This window comes from Citrobacter sp. Ce006, from assembly GCF_030336535.1.
GTDB classification, from domain to species: Bacteria; Pseudomonadota; Gammaproteobacteria; order Enterobacterales; family Enterobacteriaceae; genus Citrobacter; species Citrobacter europaeus.
Window position 1 is genome coordinate 311,776 of sequence record NZ_JAOWDO010000072.1, and the last position, 15,108, is coordinate 326,883.

The following is a 15,108-nucleotide window of genomic DNA, read 5'->3' on the forward strand; positions in this document are numbered from 1 at the left end:
CTGCGGGGCCGCTGTAAGCAGCGTTCAAATCTGCTCCCGGCAGATTTGTCGTTCACTCCAGTCGCATAGTTAGCTATGCTCCTGGAGGTTCACTCACTTGCCGCCTTCATGCAACTCGAATTATTTTGGGTATAGACTATCTGCACGAAAGAGGTAAAAAAGGGATTGGTAATGGAAGAAAGCAGCATTCTGCTTCAGTTAAAAAATGTCGCATGGCAGGCAGGGGCGACGCAGGTTCTCAATAACATCTGTTTTGATCTCCGCGCCGGAGAATTTAAGTTGATTACCGGCCAGTCCGGGTGCGGTAAAAGTACGTTACTCAAGATAGTCGCGTCGTTAATAAGTCCGAGTTCCGGTGAAATCCTTTTTGAGGGTAAGGAGATAAATACCCTCAAGCCGGAAGCGTATCGTCAGCAGGTCTCTTATTGCGCGCAAACGCCCGCCTTGTTTAGTGATACCGTCTACGACAACCTCATTTTCCCGTGGCAAATTCGCGATAAACGCCCGGAACCGGATGTGTTTCTGGAAGATTTGGCCCGATTTGAGTTACCTGAGGCAATCCTCAAAAAAAATATCAATGAGCTGTCCGGCGGCGAAAAGCAGCGCGTCTCGTTAATTCGTAATTTGCAGTTTCTGCCGAAAATCCTGCTGCTTGATGAAATCACCAGCGCGCTGGATGAAGCCAACAAGCGTAATGTGAACGAATTAATTCACCACTATGTTCGCGATAAGAATATTGCTGTGCTGTGGGTGACGCATGACAAAGATGAAATTGATCATGCGGATAACGTCATAACTCTTCAACCGCACGCCGGTGAAATGCAGGAAGTAAGCAATGAACGAGCATAATATTACCAATGAATCCCTGGCATTAGCGATGATGCTGGTGGTGGTCGCAATACTGATCAGCAACAAAGAAAAGCTGGCGCTGGAAAAAGATATTCTCTGGAGCGTGTGCCGGGCGGTGGTTCAGCTTATTATCGTTGGCTACGTGCTGAAATATATTTTCGGCGTCAACCACAGCATTCTGACCTTATTGATGGTGCTGTTTATTTGCTTTAACGCGGCCTATAACGCGCAAAAGCGCAGTAAATTTATTGATAAGGCTTTTCTCTCGTCGTTTATCGCCATTACGGCGGGGGCGGGGTTAACGCTGGCGGTGCTGGTTCTGTCAGGCTCTATCGAGTTCACGCCGATGCAGGTTATCCCTATTTCCGGCATGATTGCAGGCAACGCGATGGTTGCGGTAGGGCTGTGTTACAACAATCTGGGGCAGCGGTTTAACAGCGAACAGCAGCAAATTCAAGAAAAACTCAGCCTCGGCGCGACGCCGAAAGTGGCCTCCGCGCCGCTGATTCGCGACAGCATTCGTGCCTCGCTGATCCCGACTATCGATTCAGCGAAGACCGTGGGACTGGTGAGTTTACCGGGGATGATGTCCGGATTGATTTTTGCAGGTATTGATCCGGTAAAAGCGATTAAGTATCAGATTATGGTAACGTTTATGCTGCTTTCGACGGCCAGCCTGTCAACCATTATTGCCTGCTACCTGACCTATCGGAAGTTCTATAATTCACGTCACCAATTAGTTGTAACGCATTTGAAGAAGACGTGATCTGGTGCCGGAGGGAGCGGTATTTGTCGAATTTCCAGGCCCGATAAGCGCAAGCGCCATCGGGCAAAATCAAACGGATTAGTACAACAGCGCGTACAGCTGGCGGCGGTACTTCGAAGCCAGCGCATCGCCCGTACCCAGTGCGGCAAGGATCTCCTGGAAAGTTTTACGCGCCTGGCCGTCGGCTGCAGTAAGATCTTTCTTCAGGTGGCTAAACAGCAACTCCAGCGATTCTTCGTTGCGTCCGACCTGGTGTAACTGAATGGCAAGTTGAGTTGCCAGCGCTGCATCCTGCGGATTGCTGGCGACCTGCTGCTGCAACTGTTGGATTTCCGGCGTATCAGCCGCCTGCTTCAGCAATTCGATCTGTGCCACCAGCCCCTGATAACGGGTGTCCTGATCCTGCAACGGAATGGTTTTCAGCACCGCTTCGGCTTCGTCAGAACGATTGAGGGCGATTTGCGTTTCCGCCAGCAGCAGACCAATTTCGCTGCTCTGGTTGGAGATCTGCCAGGCTTCTTTCAGCAGCGGCAGCGCATCAGCGTGATTACCCGCTTCGATAAATTCGATAGCCTGGCGCGCTTTCAGCTCTTCTTCGCTCGGCAACACTTTTTCCAGCAGCGCACGAATAACCTCTTCCGGCTGCGGGCCCTGGAATCCATCTACCGGCTGACCGTTCTGGAACAGATAAACCGTGGGGATCGCGCGCAGACCAAACTGGGAGGCGATCATCTGTTCAGCGTCACAGTCGAGCTTAGCGAGTATAAACTGGCCGTTGTACTGGGCAGCAAGACTCTCCAGTACCGGTGTTAACTGCAGACAATGCTGGCTGCGCTCAGACCAAAAATAGAACAGGACCGGCGTGGTCATCGACTGTTCAAGGGTCTGCTGTAGGTTCGATTCGTTAATGTTAACAATATTCTGTGTGGACATGGAGTTACTCTCTTTTGTCGATTTCTTGTTACATGGGGGCTGACGCGCCTGCTTCAACTCAACCCTGTAAAATTTTGTCCATTATGCGGCCTGGCAACAGGCGTTTAAGCAGCATCACTGCCCAGGTCACCAGCGTAATTGGATAACGTAGCTTCGGTTTATCGCTCTCAAACGCATGACGCACTTTGGCGACAACCGCTTCTGGTCCCAGCGTAAAACGCGCGGCAATGCCGGGATTTTCCACGGGAGCATCGCTTTGGGTCTGGTTGACGTTTTCAGTAAAGCGGGTGCGGATAGGGCCGGGCTCAATCAGGCTGACCTTAATCCCGCTGTAGCGCAGCTCCATACGCAGTGCGTCGGACCAGGCTTCCAGCGCATATTTGCTGGCGGCATAGGCCCCGCGTCCCGGCGTTGAGATCAATCCCATGACCGATGAGGTCATCACTATACGTCCTTCGCCGTGGGGTAACATAGCGGGCAAAAGGCGCATGGTAAGCTGATGTGCGCCAAAGAAGTTGGCGGAAAACTGCTGCTCCATTTGCTCGCGGCTGATGGTGGGCAGGGGGCCATAGACGCCGTATCCGGCGTTGTTAAAGATCCCATACAAACGATTATCGGTCAGGGCGATCACCTCATCGGCGGCGCGATCCACGCTTTCGGGTGAATCCAGATCCAGCAATATGCCGGTGAATCCCATGCTGTTCATTCGCGCGACATCGTCAGGTTTGCGACAGCCTGCCAGAATTTGAAAACCCTGGCGCTTTAGCTCAAGCGCGCTTTCCAGACCGATTCCGCTGGAACATCCTGTTATTAAGACCGATTTTTGCATAACTTTACCTGTCAGGATCTCCGTTGTTTTACGAGTCGTGATTTACTATATCCGTCATACTTCAAGTTGTCTGTGCGTTGGCTACGCTCGCTCACCCTAGTCACATAGTTATCTATGCTCCTGGGAACTCTCTCACTTGCCGCCTTCATACAACTCGAATTATTTAGGATAGAAAAGGGGTGAGATGTTGCGCCATCCAGTCGGCAATAAACGGCTGGGCGTCACGGTTAGGATGAATACCATCATCCTGCATCCACTGGGGTTTCAGATAAACCTCTTCCATGAAAAAGGGCAGCAGAGGAATATCAAACTCTTTGGCGAGCTTTGGATAAATCGCGCTAAAGGTTTCATTATAACGGCGACCGTAGTTTGCCGGCAGACGAATTTGCATTAACAGTGGTTCGGCATTTGCCGCTTTCACGTCCTGCAGAATAGTACGCAGGGTTTGTTCGGTTTGCGCAGGGGCAAAACCGCGCAGGCCGTCGTTGCCGCCAAGTTCTACCAGCACCCAGCGCGGCTGATGCTGCTTGAGTAATGCAGGCAGACGGGCCAGACCCTGCTGCGAGGTGTCGCCGCTAATGCTGGCATTTACCACCGGCGTTTTTGTTTGCCATTTATCATTAAGTAGCGCAGGCCACGCGGCGCTGGCGGACATACGGTATCCGGCGCTCAGGCTGTCACCCAGAATTAATAACGTGTCCGCAGCGGCGGCGCGGAAAGTTAACAGGACCAGGAACAGGAAAGGCCAATGCCAGCGGAAAACATTGTTGAAGTTCATCATCTTAAGAAATCCGTCGGTCAGGGTGATCATGAGCTATCCATCCTTACCGGAGTTGAACTGGTTGTCAAACGCGCCGAGACCATTGCGCTGATTGGCGAGTCGGGATCGGGGAAATCCACGCTGCTGGCGATCCTCGCCGGGCTGGACGATGGCACCAGCGGTGAAGTCAGCCTCGTGGGGCAGGCGCTGCACGCCATGGACGAAGAAGCCCGGGCGCAACTGAGAGCCCGACACGTGGGCTTTGTCTTCCAGTCGTTCATGTTAATTCCGACCCTCAACGCGCTGGAAAACGTCGAATTGCCTGCGCTGTTGCGCGGCGAAAACAGCGGAAAAAGTCGCGATGGGGCAAAAACACTGCTGGAGCAATTGGGACTGGGAAAACGTCTTGATCATCTTCCGGCTCAACTTTCCGGCGGGGAGCAGCAGCGTGTGGCGCTGGCGCGGGCCTTTAACGGTCGCCCTGACGTGCTGTTCGCCGATGAACCAACGGGCAATCTGGACCGCCAGACCGGAGAGAAAATCGCCGACCTGCTGTTTTCTCTGAACCGGGAACACGGCACCACCCTGATACTGGTGACCCATGACCCGCAACTGGCGGCGCGTTGCGATCGGCGTTTACGCCTGGTGAACGGACAGTTGCAGGAGGAGGCATGATTGCACGCTGGTTTTGGCGCGAATGGCGCTCGCCTTCATTACTGATTGTCTGGCTGGCGCTGAGCCTGGCGGTAGCCTGCGTGCTGGCGCTGGGCAATATCAGCGATCGTATGGAAAAAGGGCTAAGCCAGCAAAGTCGTGAGTTTATGGCGGGAGATCGGTCGCTGCAAAGTTCGCGCACCGTGCCGAAAGCGTGGATTGACGAGGCGCGACAGCGTGGCCTGAAGGTGGGCGAACAACTGACCTTTGCCACCATGACCTTTGCCCAGGATACGCCGCAACTGGCGAACGTCAAAGCGGTGGATGAAGTGTATCCGATGTACGGCACATTGCAGACCAATCCGCCGGGGCTGAAACCACAGCCAGGCTCGGTGCTGCTGGCCCCGCGTCTGATGGCGCTGCTCAACTTAAAAATCGGTGATTCCATCGACGTTGGCGATGCCACGCTGCGCATCGCCGGGGAAGTAGTACAGGAGCCGGACTCAGGTTTTAATCCGTTCCAGATAGCGCCGCGCCTGATGATGAACATGGCGGATGTCGAAAAAACGGCGGCAGTCCAGCCGGGAAGCCGCGTGACCTGGCGCTATAAATTTGGCGGGACGCCGTCCCAACTGGAAGCCTATGAAAAATGGCTGCTGCCGCAGTTAAAGCCGGAACAGCGCTGGTACGGGCTGGAGCAGGATGAAGGCGCGCTGGGGAAATCACTGGAGCGTTCGCAACAGTTCCTGCTGCTCTCGGCGCTATTAACGCTACTGCTGGCGGTGGCCGCGGTTGCCGTGGCGATGAGCCATTATTGCCGCAGCCGTTACGATCTGGTGGCGATTCTGAAAACCCTCGGTGCGGGCAGAGCGCAACTGCGCAGGCTGATTGTTGGTCAGTGGCTGATGGTGCTGGTGCTGTCTGGCGTGACCGGTGGGTTGTTCGGGCTGTTATTTGAGCGCGTGCTGGTCGTGCTGCTCAAACCGGTTCTGCCCGGCGAACTACCGCCTGCCAGCCCCTGGCCGTGGCTATGGGCATTAGGTACCATGACGGTTATTTCGCTGCTGGTGGGGTTACGCCCTTACCGTTTGCTGCTGGCGACGCAGCCGCTGCGGGTGCTGCGCCGTGACGTGGTAGCAAACGTATGGCCGCTGAAGTTTTATTTGCCGGTGGTATTGTTAGTTGTGATTGCACTGCTGGCCGGACTGATGGGCGGAAGCCCGCTGCTGTGGGCGGTGCTGGCTGGCGCGGTAGTGCTGGCGTTGTTGTGCGGGGTACTCGGCTGGATGCTGCTCAACGTGCTGCGCGGTCTGACGCTCACCTCGCTGCCGCTGCGTTTGGCGGTCAGTCGACTGTTGCGCCAGCCGTGGTCAACGCTCAGTCAGCTGTCGGCCTTTTCACTTTCCTTTATGCTGCTTGCGCTGCTGCTGGTGCTGCGCGGCGATCTGCTCGACCGCTGGCAGCAGCAAATGCCGCCGGAAAGCCCGAACTATTTTCTGATCAATATTGCCACCGAGCAGGTGGTTCCGCTGAAGGCTTTCCTGTCTGAGCATCAGGTGATCCCGGAATCGTTCTATCCGATTGTGCGGGCGCGTCTGAAGGCGATCAATGAGAAGCCAACCGAAGGCAACCAGGATGAGGCGCTGAACCGCGAGCTTAACCTGACCTGGCAGGATACCCGACCGGATCATAACCCGATAACCGCCGGAAGCTGGCCGCCAAAAGCAGGCGAAGTGTCGATGGAAGAGGGGCTGGCGAAACGGCTGAACGTCAGGCTTGGCGATCGGGTGACCTTTATGGGTGATACCCAGGATTTCAGCGCCAAAGTCAGCAGTCTGCGCAAAGTAGACTGGGAAAGCCTGCGACCTAATTTCTTCTTTATCTTCCCCTCCGGCGCGCTGGACGCTCAGCCGCAAAGCTGGTTAACCAGCTTTCGCTGGGAGAATGGCAACGGCATGCTGACGCAGCTTAACCGTGAATTTCCGACCATCAGCCTGCTGGATATTGGCGCCATCCTCAAACAGGTGGGCCAGGTGCTGGAGCAGGTAAGTAGAGCGCTGGAGGTGATGGTGGTGCTGGTTACCGCCTGCGGCATGTTGCTGCTATTAGCGCAGGTCCAGGTCGGTATGCGCCAGCGTCATCAGGAACTGGTGGTCTGGCGCACGTTGGGAGCAGGCAAGAAATTGCTGCGTACCACGCTGTGGTGCGAGTTCGCCATGCTCGGGATGGTAGCCGGACTGGTGGCAGCCATCGGTGCGGAAACCGCATTGGCGGTGCTGCAAACCAAAGTGTTTGATTTCCCGTGGGAGCCAGACTGGCGACTGTGGGTCGTGTTGCCACTTTGTGGGGCATTGCTGCTTTCTTTATGCGGCGGGTGGCTCGGTTCACGTCTGCTAAAAGGCAAAGCGCTGTTCCGTCAGTTCAGTAGTTGATTCATATCCGTGATGATTACGCACCGGTTTTTTAAATCGGTGCGTTTTTTTATCTATGTAGCACAAATTGACAACTCCTTGATATTTAACAGCACAGAACAATAAAAACCCGACAACACGAGTGTATTAATAAACGTTAATATTTGTATGCTGAATAATTGGCAGGCTATCTATCAAGGTACAAATAATGACTATAAAAAAAACGGCGCTGGCGGTATCGATCGGCGCAGCAGTGGCATTAACGACCTTCGCCTCCCAGGCGGAAATCACGGTCCTGAAACAAGATCCGCAGGCGGGCGACCCGCTGAGCCGTCTTAACTTCACCGTCGGCGGGAGTATTCGTCCGCAGTTCCAGAATATGGCCGGTGACGATGGTAAGAATGGCTACAAACGTAATGGCTTCGACGGCGGGACGCGTTTCCGCTTCGCTGCTGACTACTATCTGTTTGATGACATCAGTTGGGTGAGCTACTACGAGCTGGGCGTTAACTTCCCGGCGATGTTCAACTGGGACAACCACTACGCTAACGGCGCCAACGATACCACGCGCCGTATGCTGTACACCGGTCTGAAGAGCGCGACCTGGGGTACGCTGACCTTCGGTCAACAGAACAGCATTTACTATGATGTGGTTGGTGCGAAAACGGATATCTGGGACTACGACATGATCGGTCAGGCGCCAGGTAACGGTATCAATGGCGACTATGACGGTTCCTATCGTACGCGTAAATCACTGAAGTATAAGAAAACGGTTGGCGATGTCGATCTCTACGCCTCTTATCTGTTCAGCGATGATTACAACCCGAACAACGGTCTGCGCTACAAACGTAAAGGCGGCGGCTCGCTGGGTGTGGATTATCACATCACCGATGACCTGACCTGGGGTACGGCGTGGAACTACACCCGTGCGGAAATGCGTGGCGACACCAGCAAAACCTACGATCAGAACATCGTTGGTACCGCGTTGAGTTGGAAACCGGACAACTGGACCTTCTCGATGGGCGGCGGTTGGTATCAAAACTTCATGACCACCAAAAAAGTGTCTGTTAATGACTACTTTGCCGGTGATGCCTGGGGTCTGGAATACTTCGCGGGTTATACCTTCCCGGTTGGTCAGTATGCGCTGAAATCTGTTCAGCCCTACTTTATGGGAGACCGTATTGAGTACGTGAATGGCCGTAACTACCTGCGTACTGACAACGGTGTGGGTATCAGCTTCCAGCTGGATTACGGTTTCCGTGTTGATTACGAACACGTATTCACCTCCAGCACCGACAATCTGGGCGATATGAACCTGGTTCGTCTGCGTTACGACTTCTAATCGAACGCCTGTCAAACGGAACGCCCGATGCGCTTGCGCTTATCGGGCCTACGGGAGCAGGGTGATCACGTTATTTGTAGGCCGGATAAGGCACTTGTGCCGACATCCGGCTTTTTCATGCCTTCTCTCATTTGAAAACACATTTCGCAACATCATGAAATAATTTCAAGGACAGCAGGTTGTGATCTGTGTCATGTTAACAATCAGCCTGTTAACGGGCCAACAAGAACAACGCCGCAAGAACGGCGTGAGACATGACACCACAACGTTAAAATGGAGAGATTATGGGATTGCGTCAGAGTTTACGCGTCGCGACCGGAGCGCTATTGCTGGCCTGCGGATTACAATTTGCTCATGCGAACAGCGATCCGCATACCATCGTGTTTGGCGTCGCGCCTGGGCCGTACGGTGATATGGTGAAACAGGCCATTGCCCCTACGCTGAAAGAGAAAGGCTATAAGGTCGTGGTGCGCGAATTCAGTGACTACGTGCAACCGAACATGGCGCTATCCAACGGCAGCATCGATGCCAACCTGTTCCAGCATTCACTCTACTTTGACAAATTCACCGCCGATAAAGGACTTAAGCTGAGCAAGCTGATTGTGGTCCCGACGGCCGGGATGGGTTTTTACTCACATAAAATCAAAAGCCTGGATGAGTTGAAAAAAGGGGATGTGATCACGCTGTCCAACGATCCCACCAACCTGGCTCGCGGTCTGCGTTTCCTGCAGTCTATCGGCCTTATCACCATCAAAGACAATATCGATCCAACGAAGGCCTCCGAGCGCGATATCGCCAGCAACCCGAAAGGACTGGTGTTTAAACCGCTGGAAGCCGCACAGCTGCCGCGTACGCTGGACGGCGTGACCGGCGCGCTGGTCAACGGTAACTTTGCCGTGGCGGCAAAACTGGATCTCGCCAGCGCCATCAAGCAAGAGCATCTGGATGAAAATCTGAAAAATATCATCGCGGTACGCAGTGAAGATGCGGATAAACCGTTTGCGAAAGATATTGTGGAGGCGGTGAAATCTCCGGCGTATCGCGCGGTGATCGATGATCCGCAAAACATCTACAGCGCCTTCCAGAAACCGGAATGGATGTCGGCAGCCCAATAATTGCTGCGCACAAGGGTTAACAGGGGCAGCGGCGACTGCCCTTTTCGCATTTCTGAGGTGGCTATGATTGAAATAGAAAAGGTATGCGTGGATTTTAGCGCAGGCCGTGGACCGTCAACCCGGGCGGTTGATGACGTCAGCTTGCGCATCGGCGCAGGTGAGATATTTGGCATTGTCGGGACCAGCGGCGCGGGGAAAAGTACGCTGCTGCGCACCCTGAACGCCTTAACGCGACCGAGTCAGGGAAGCGTGAAGGTGAACGGCGTAGAAATTTCCGCGCTGGAAGGCGCGCATCTACGTAAAGCTCGTCAACGTATCGGGATGATTTTTCAACATTTTAATCTGATGCATACCCGTACCGTGGCGCAAAACGTCGCCTTTAGCCTGAAGGCTGCCGGATGGGAGCGCAGTAAAATTGGCCCGCGCGTTAGCGAAATCCTGGCGCTGGTGGGGCTGTCTGACAAGGCAAACCGCTTTCCGGTTCAGCTCAGCGGCGGGCAAAAGCAGCGTGTGGGTATTGCCCGCGCGATTGCCAATCACCCGGATGTACTGCTGTGTGATGAACCTACCTCCGCGCTGGATCTGGAAACCTCGGCCACGATTCTGGCGTTGCTTAAGCAGATCAATCAACAGTTGGGGATCACGATCGTACTGATCACTCACGAGATGAACGTGATCAAATCGATTTGCGATCGCGTGGCGGTGATGTCAGGCGGCAAGGTGGTGGAGTCCGGTGAGGTGTTTGACGTTTTTGCTCACCCACAGCACGCTTTCACGCAGCAACTGGTGTCGCATACCCTCAATCTGACGCTACCTGAACGTCTGCGCCAGCATCTGCCCGGCCAGTTGCTAAAAATTCTGTTCATTGGCGATTCGGCGGAACAGCCGGTGTTGTCAGAAGTCGCGGTTAAATTTGGCGTGGCGGTGAACATTCTGCACGGCAAAATTGAATATATTGGCGAACGCGCGCTGGGGATTTTGGTGGTGCAACTGACCGCGCCGCATAACCCTTCAGCGGTGGAAGTCGCCGTGGAACATATTCGTCAACGTACTGCACAGGTGGAGGTGATTCGTGGATGATTTATTGCCTGATTTGACGCTGGCGTTTAATGAAACCTTCCAGATGCTAAGCATCTCTACGGTGCTGGCAATTATTGGCGGTCTGCCGCTCGGTTTTCTTATTTTTGTCACCGACCGGCATTTATTCTGGCAAAACCGTTTTGTGTATCTGCTCAGCTCCGTGCTGGTGAATATCATTCGTTCGGTGCCGTTTGTGATCCTGCTGGTGCTACTGTTGCCGCTAACCCAGTTTTTACTTGGCAATACCATTGGCCCGATTGCGGCGTCGGTCCCGCTCTCTGTGGCGGCAATCGCCTTCTATGCCCGTCTGGTCGACAGTGCGCTACGTGAAGTCGATAAAGGCATTATCGAGGCGGCGGAAGCGTTTGGTGCCAGCCCGATGCGCATCATCTGCACCGTTCTGTTACCGGAGGCGAGCGCGGGTCTGCTGCGTGGGTTGACGATAACGCTGGTGAGTCTGATCGGTTACTCCGCGATGGCCGGTATCGTTGGCGGCGGTGGAGTCGGCGACCTGGCGATTCGCTTTGGTTATTACCGCTACGAAACCCAGGTCATGGTCGTTACCGTGGTGGCGCTGATTATTCTGGTGCAGGTCGTTCAGGTGCTGGGCGACTGGCTGGCAAAACGCGCAGATAAGCGCGACAGACACTGATCACTGTGCGTTAAGCCAGTCGGCAACATCCTGCCAGGTGCCGCGAAAGACGATTTTCGCGGCTTTCTTTTCCAGTTGATAGCGATACATCGGGTCGTAATACTCGTTGAGCAACGGCACCAGCCAGCCCATATGGGCGTCGGTGCTGCCCGTCGCCTGCTGTTCGCGCAGAGCCACGTCGAGCAGGGCGGTCAACTCGGCAAAACGTTGTAAACCCAGGCGACGGCGGATAGCAAACAGGCCGTGGTGCAGATAGTCACTGTACTCCTGCCAGCCCTGGCTCTCGCCATAAGCATGGGTAAAATCGTGGTGCATTCGCACGAAATACTCTTCGCGCAGTCGCTTCAGACGACGCTCAAAAGGATCGTCAACCACCGCTATAGATGCCTGGGTCATACGCTCTCGCAGGCATTCGGGCAGATGATTAGCCCCGATCATGCGGCCTTCATCTTCCAGTACCCACAGACGTAGATCCTGACGGCTGTTCGTTTTGAGCATTTCGACCGCCAGCAGGTTTTCAAAGCTTGCCTGGCTAAGTTGCGGTTCCACGGTACGTCCAAACGAGGAGCCGCGATGGTGAGCCAGTCCTTCAAGATCCACACCGTTCGGCTGCCGTTGTACCAACTGCGTTTTGCCGTTCCCGGTACAGCCGCCGATTAAGACGATCGGTTTTTGCACCAGTTCTTCAGTCAGTTGAATCGCTGCCTGACGCAATGCTTTATAACCACCTTGTATCAGCGGGTAGTCAATGCCGGACTCGTGCAGCCACTGCTGCACAATATGCGAACGCTGACCGCCGCGTGCGCAGCATAGGTAGCCCGCAGGATTTTGACGACAGGCATCCTGCCAGGCACGTATTCTCTGCTGGCGGGTTGCTCCCGAAACCAGTTGATGGCCGAGCGCGAGGGCGGCCTCAGGCCCCTGACGTTTATAACAGGTACCCACGGCGGCACGTTCGTCATCGTTCATTAAGGGGAGATTGACTGCGCCCGGCATCGCGCCTTGTTGAAATTCGACGGGGGCGCGTACATCGATTATAGGCGTACCGGCGAGCAGAATTGCGCGATAGTCCTGTGCTGTTCGTGTGTCTTGCATAGTAAAAAACGAAACCTCAAATCATCCTGCGTACTATTTTACGCGCCAAATGAGAGGATGACTTGATTTTCAATCGCGTGCATTGTTGAAAATTGCTAAAAATCCGGCGATTTCAGGTTTTCGCTGCGTAAATAACGCCACAATATCTTCCACAGCCTTACCTGCGCCAAACTTATGCCATGCGAGGCTTAAAGGGGAAGGGGGGCGCATGGTGGGTATTATGCTACTGACCAGTTGGCCGTTATCCAGTAACGGTTGGCAGAGCGGCTGTGGAACGAAGCCAATACCCACGCCCGCAAGATGCGCTGCAAGCTTGGTTTCCATATCCGGGACGATGATCTCTTTTTGACCGGGAAGACGCCATGCGACCCGTTTGGTCAGGGTCCGCGCGCTATCTTCAATGTTGATTGCCGGAAAACGGCGCAACTGCGCTTCCGTTAATGGACCACTGACGTCTGCCAGTGGGTGATCCGCCGACATCACAAATCGCCACTGAACAGAACCCAAAGGATCGAGAGTAAAGGTGTTTGCCATCGGTTCCGTGCCGGTTACACCGATAGCCAGAGAGAATCCTTCATACAGCAGAGAATCCCACACGCCCATATAAATCTGCCGGGAAAAGTGAAACTGAGTAAAGGGATAGCGTTCGTTAAGCCAGGATAACAGGCGAGCAACGGCTTCTGGGCTGTAAAGCAGGTTATTGACCACAATGTTCACCTGGCGCTCTACGCCGTCGTTCACTTGCTGTAATTCGCTGGGCATGCTGTCCAGCCATGCGAGCCAGTCTTTTGCCTGGGAAAGAAGGTGAGACCCTGCGGCGGTTAACGTCACGCTTCGGGTGGTGCGAAAAAATAGCGCGACGCCGGTGTTTTCTTCCAGAAGCTTAATACGGTAGCTGATGGTGGCCGTGGTTTTACACAAGCGATCCGCCGCCCTGGAGAAACTCCCCGTTTCGGCGACGCCGATAAAGGTACGCAGTGTTTCCGGATCAAACATCGTCAGCCACTCCCCTTAATGATCTTCTGTAAGCCAGATTTCTTGTTCTCTGATTTATAAGTATTTTTGCATAATGGCCTTGTTTAAATTGTGGTCTAAATCTAGTTTTGGAAAATTTTTCCAATTTTTGTGTTGATGTTAATTCACGAAGGTTTTAGATTGCATGGTATTGAAGCCGCTAAATGTTCTGACTGCGGTTCTGCAGAATTCAGCTACAAGGAAACGATGATGAAACTAGAGGTATTACCGTTAAATCAGCAAACGTTCAGCGCCTATGGCGATGTTATAGAAATCCATAAACGTGATTTTTTTCATATCAATGATGGGCTCGTTGAGCGTTATCACGACCTGGCTAATGTGGAGATCCTTGAGCAGGACAGGACCCTCATTAGTATCAACCGCGCGCAACCGGCGGCGATGCCGATTGTTGTACATGAGCTGGAGCGCCACCCGCTGGGCACCCAGGCATTTATGCCTATGAATGGTGAAGCATTTGTGGTGATTGTCGCGCTCGGCGAGGACAAACCTGATCTTTCCACCTTAAAAGCCTTTATCTCCAATGGCCTACAGGGCGTGAATTACCATCGAAATGTCTGGCATCATCCACTATTTGCCTGGCAAACCATAACCAATTTTCTGACCGTCGATCGCGGTGGCAGCGATAATTGCGATGTTGAAAGTATCCCGGCACATGAGCTCTGTTTTGCGTGACGCTATCGGCCTTCTTGCTTAATATGAGCATATTGTTCATTGTTTATGCTCATATTTTGGGCCGGAGTAAATGTAGTGGTGACGGAAGTAAGACGGCGCGGCAGGCCTGGACAGGCGGAGCCGGTTGCGCAAAAAGGCGCTCAGGCGCTTGAGAGGGGTATTGCAATTTTACAGTATCTCGAAAGAAGTGGAGGCAGTTCGTCAGTTAGCGATATTTCCGGCAGTCTGGATTTACCGCTCTCCACGACTTTTCGCCTGTTGAAGGTTTTACAAGGGGCTGATTTTGTCTATCAGGACAGCCAGTTAGGTTGGTGGCACATCGGGTTAGGCGTCTTCAATGTGGGCTCCGCGTATATTCATAATCGCGATGTCCTGTCGGTAGCCGGACCGTTTATGCACCGATTAATGCTGTTGTCAGGCGAAACGGTTAACGTTGCGATTCGCAATGGCACCGAAGCGGTGTTAATTGGCCAGAAGGAGTGCAAATCGATGGTCAGAATGTGCGCACCTTTAGGCAGTCGCATGCCGCTCCATGCTTCCGGTGCGGGTAAGGCGCTGCTTTATCCGTTGATAGAAGAAGAGTTAATGGACATCGTCGTGAAAACGGGTTTACAGCAGTTTACGCCGACCACGTTGGTGGATTTTCCTACTCTGCTGCGCAATCTGCAATTGGCGCGTGAGAATGGCTATATCATCGATCACGAAGAGCATGTTATTGGCTTGAATTGCATCGCTTCGGCTATCTATGACGATACAGGCAGTGTAGTTGCTGCCATCTCTATTTCTGGGCCCGCATCCAGACTGACGGAAGAACGTTTTATCAGTCAGGGGGAGCTGGTACGGGATACTGCACGAGATATCAGTACGGCGCTTGGCTTAAAAGCCCCCGTAGCTTAAGTCGCAACCCGCTCAGAG

15 protein-coding genes are annotated in these 15,108 nt (G+C 53.7%); 10 read left to right on the forward strand and 5 right to left on the reverse strand.

Translation table 11 applies throughout. The annotated features are described in order from the left end of the window. Window positions 1–171 precede the first annotated feature (171 nt). The gene (gene fetA / locus OGV94_RS15860) at window positions 172–849 is read left to right on the forward strand and encodes an iron efflux ABC transporter ATP-binding subunit FetA (protein WP_043015444.1); all 678 of its coding nucleotides are present in this window, start codon (window positions 172–174) and stop codon (window positions 847–849) included. Further along, window positions 836–1,615, forward strand: a complete 780-nt coding sequence (gene fetB, locus OGV94_RS15865) for an iron efflux ABC transporter permease subunit FetB (RefSeq protein ID WP_043015445.1) — start codon at window positions 836–838, stop codon at window positions 1,613–1,615. The genes fetA and fetB overlap by 14 nt, the downstream gene beginning before the upstream one ends. Before the next feature lie 78 nt (window positions 1,616–1,693). Here the strand turns inward: fetB and OGV94_RS15870 are convergent, their stop codons facing one another. The 3 genes from OGV94_RS15870 to tesA form a co-directional block, all read right to left on the reverse strand. After that, window positions 1,694–2,548, reverse strand: coding sequence for a co-chaperone YbbN (locus OGV94_RS15870; protein ID WP_080625608.1), 855 nt, complete (start codon window positions 2,546–2,548; stop codon window positions 1,694–1,696). 58 nt (window positions 2,549–2,606) lie between these two features. After that, complete coding sequence (locus OGV94_RS15875; RefSeq protein WP_227093244.1) at window positions 2,607–3,377, reverse strand: SDR family oxidoreductase; 771 nt, start codon at window positions 3,375–3,377, stop codon at window positions 2,607–2,609. A gap of 163 nt (window positions 3,378–3,540) precedes the next feature. Next, a complete protein-coding gene (gene tesA, locus OGV94_RS15880) occupies window positions 3,541–4,155 on the reverse strand; it encodes a multifunctional acyl-CoA thioesterase I/protease I/lysophospholipase L1 (RefSeq protein WP_043015448.1) in 615 nt (204 codons plus the stop codon). On the opposite strand from tesA, the gene ybbA reads away from it, so the two are divergent. The 6 genes from ybbA to OGV94_RS15910 all read left to right on the forward strand — a co-directional run bounded on the left by ybbA (window position 4,126) and on the right by OGV94_RS15910 (window position 11,391). Then, complete coding sequence (gene ybbA, locus OGV94_RS15885) at window positions 4,126–4,812, forward strand: putative ABC transporter ATP-binding protein YbbA (protein WP_043015449.1); 687 nt, start codon at window positions 4,126–4,128, stop codon at window positions 4,810–4,812. The genes tesA and ybbA overlap by 30 nt on opposite strands. Further along, window positions 4,809–7,223, forward strand: coding sequence for a putative ABC transporter permease subunit YbbP (ybbP, locus tag OGV94_RS15890; protein ID WP_087051614.1), 2,415 nt, complete (start codon window positions 4,809–4,811; stop codon window positions 7,221–7,223). The genes ybbA and ybbP overlap by 4 nt, the downstream gene beginning before the upstream one ends. 187 nt (window positions 7,224–7,410) lie before the next feature. After that, a complete protein-coding gene (locus OGV94_RS15895) occupies window positions 7,411–8,544 on the forward strand; it encodes a porin (protein ID WP_043015451.1) in 1,134 nt (377 codons plus the stop codon). Between the two features lie 284 nt (window positions 8,545–8,828). After that, window positions 8,829–9,659 carry a MetQ/NlpA family ABC transporter substrate-binding protein gene (locus OGV94_RS15900; RefSeq protein WP_003021862.1) on the forward strand — a complete coding sequence of 277 codons (831 nt, stop codon included), beginning with the start codon at window positions 8,829–8,831 and terminating at the stop codon, window positions 9,657–9,659. Between the two features lie 63 nt (window positions 9,660–9,722). Then, window positions 9,723–10,739, forward strand: a complete 1,017-nt coding sequence (gene sfbB / locus OGV94_RS15905) for a virulence-associated ABC transporter ATP-binding protein SfbB (protein WP_043015452.1) — start codon at window positions 9,723–9,725, stop codon at window positions 10,737–10,739. Beyond that, window positions 10,732–11,391, forward strand: a complete 660-nt coding sequence (locus tag OGV94_RS15910) for a methionine ABC transporter permease (RefSeq protein ID WP_043015453.1) — start codon at window positions 10,732–10,734, stop codon at window positions 11,389–11,391. Before sfbB ends, OGV94_RS15910 begins: the two co-directional genes overlap by 8 nt. On the opposite strand, the gene mnmH is transcribed toward OGV94_RS15910, so the two are convergent. After that, on the reverse strand, window positions 11,392–12,486 hold the full coding sequence (gene mnmH / locus OGV94_RS15915; protein ID WP_286523760.1) for a tRNA 2-selenouridine(34) synthase MnmH: 1,095 nt from the start codon (window positions 12,484–12,486) through the stop codon (window positions 11,392–11,394). It abuts the gene before it with no gap. Between the two features lie 69 nt (window positions 12,487–12,555). Next, entirely contained in the window at window positions 12,556–13,482 is a 927-nt protein-coding gene (gene allS / locus OGV94_RS15920; RefSeq protein ID WP_087051612.1) for an HTH-type transcriptional activator AllS, read from the reverse strand. Between the two features lie 228 nt (window positions 13,483–13,710). Between allS and allA the strand changes: the two genes are divergently transcribed. Together allA and allR are read left to right on the forward strand one after the other, a co-directional pair. Beyond that, window positions 13,711–14,193: an ureidoglycolate lyase gene (gene allA, locus OGV94_RS15925; protein WP_286523943.1), complete on the forward strand. Its 483-nt coding sequence runs from the start codon at window positions 13,711–13,713 to the stop codon at window positions 14,191–14,193. Between the two features lie 78 nt (window positions 14,194–14,271). Continuing rightward, window positions 14,272–15,090, forward strand: a complete 819-nt coding sequence (gene allR, locus OGV94_RS15930) for an HTH-type transcriptional repressor AllR (protein WP_043017859.1) — start codon at window positions 14,272–14,274, stop codon at window positions 15,088–15,090. Window positions 15,091–15,108 lie beyond the last annotated feature (18 nt).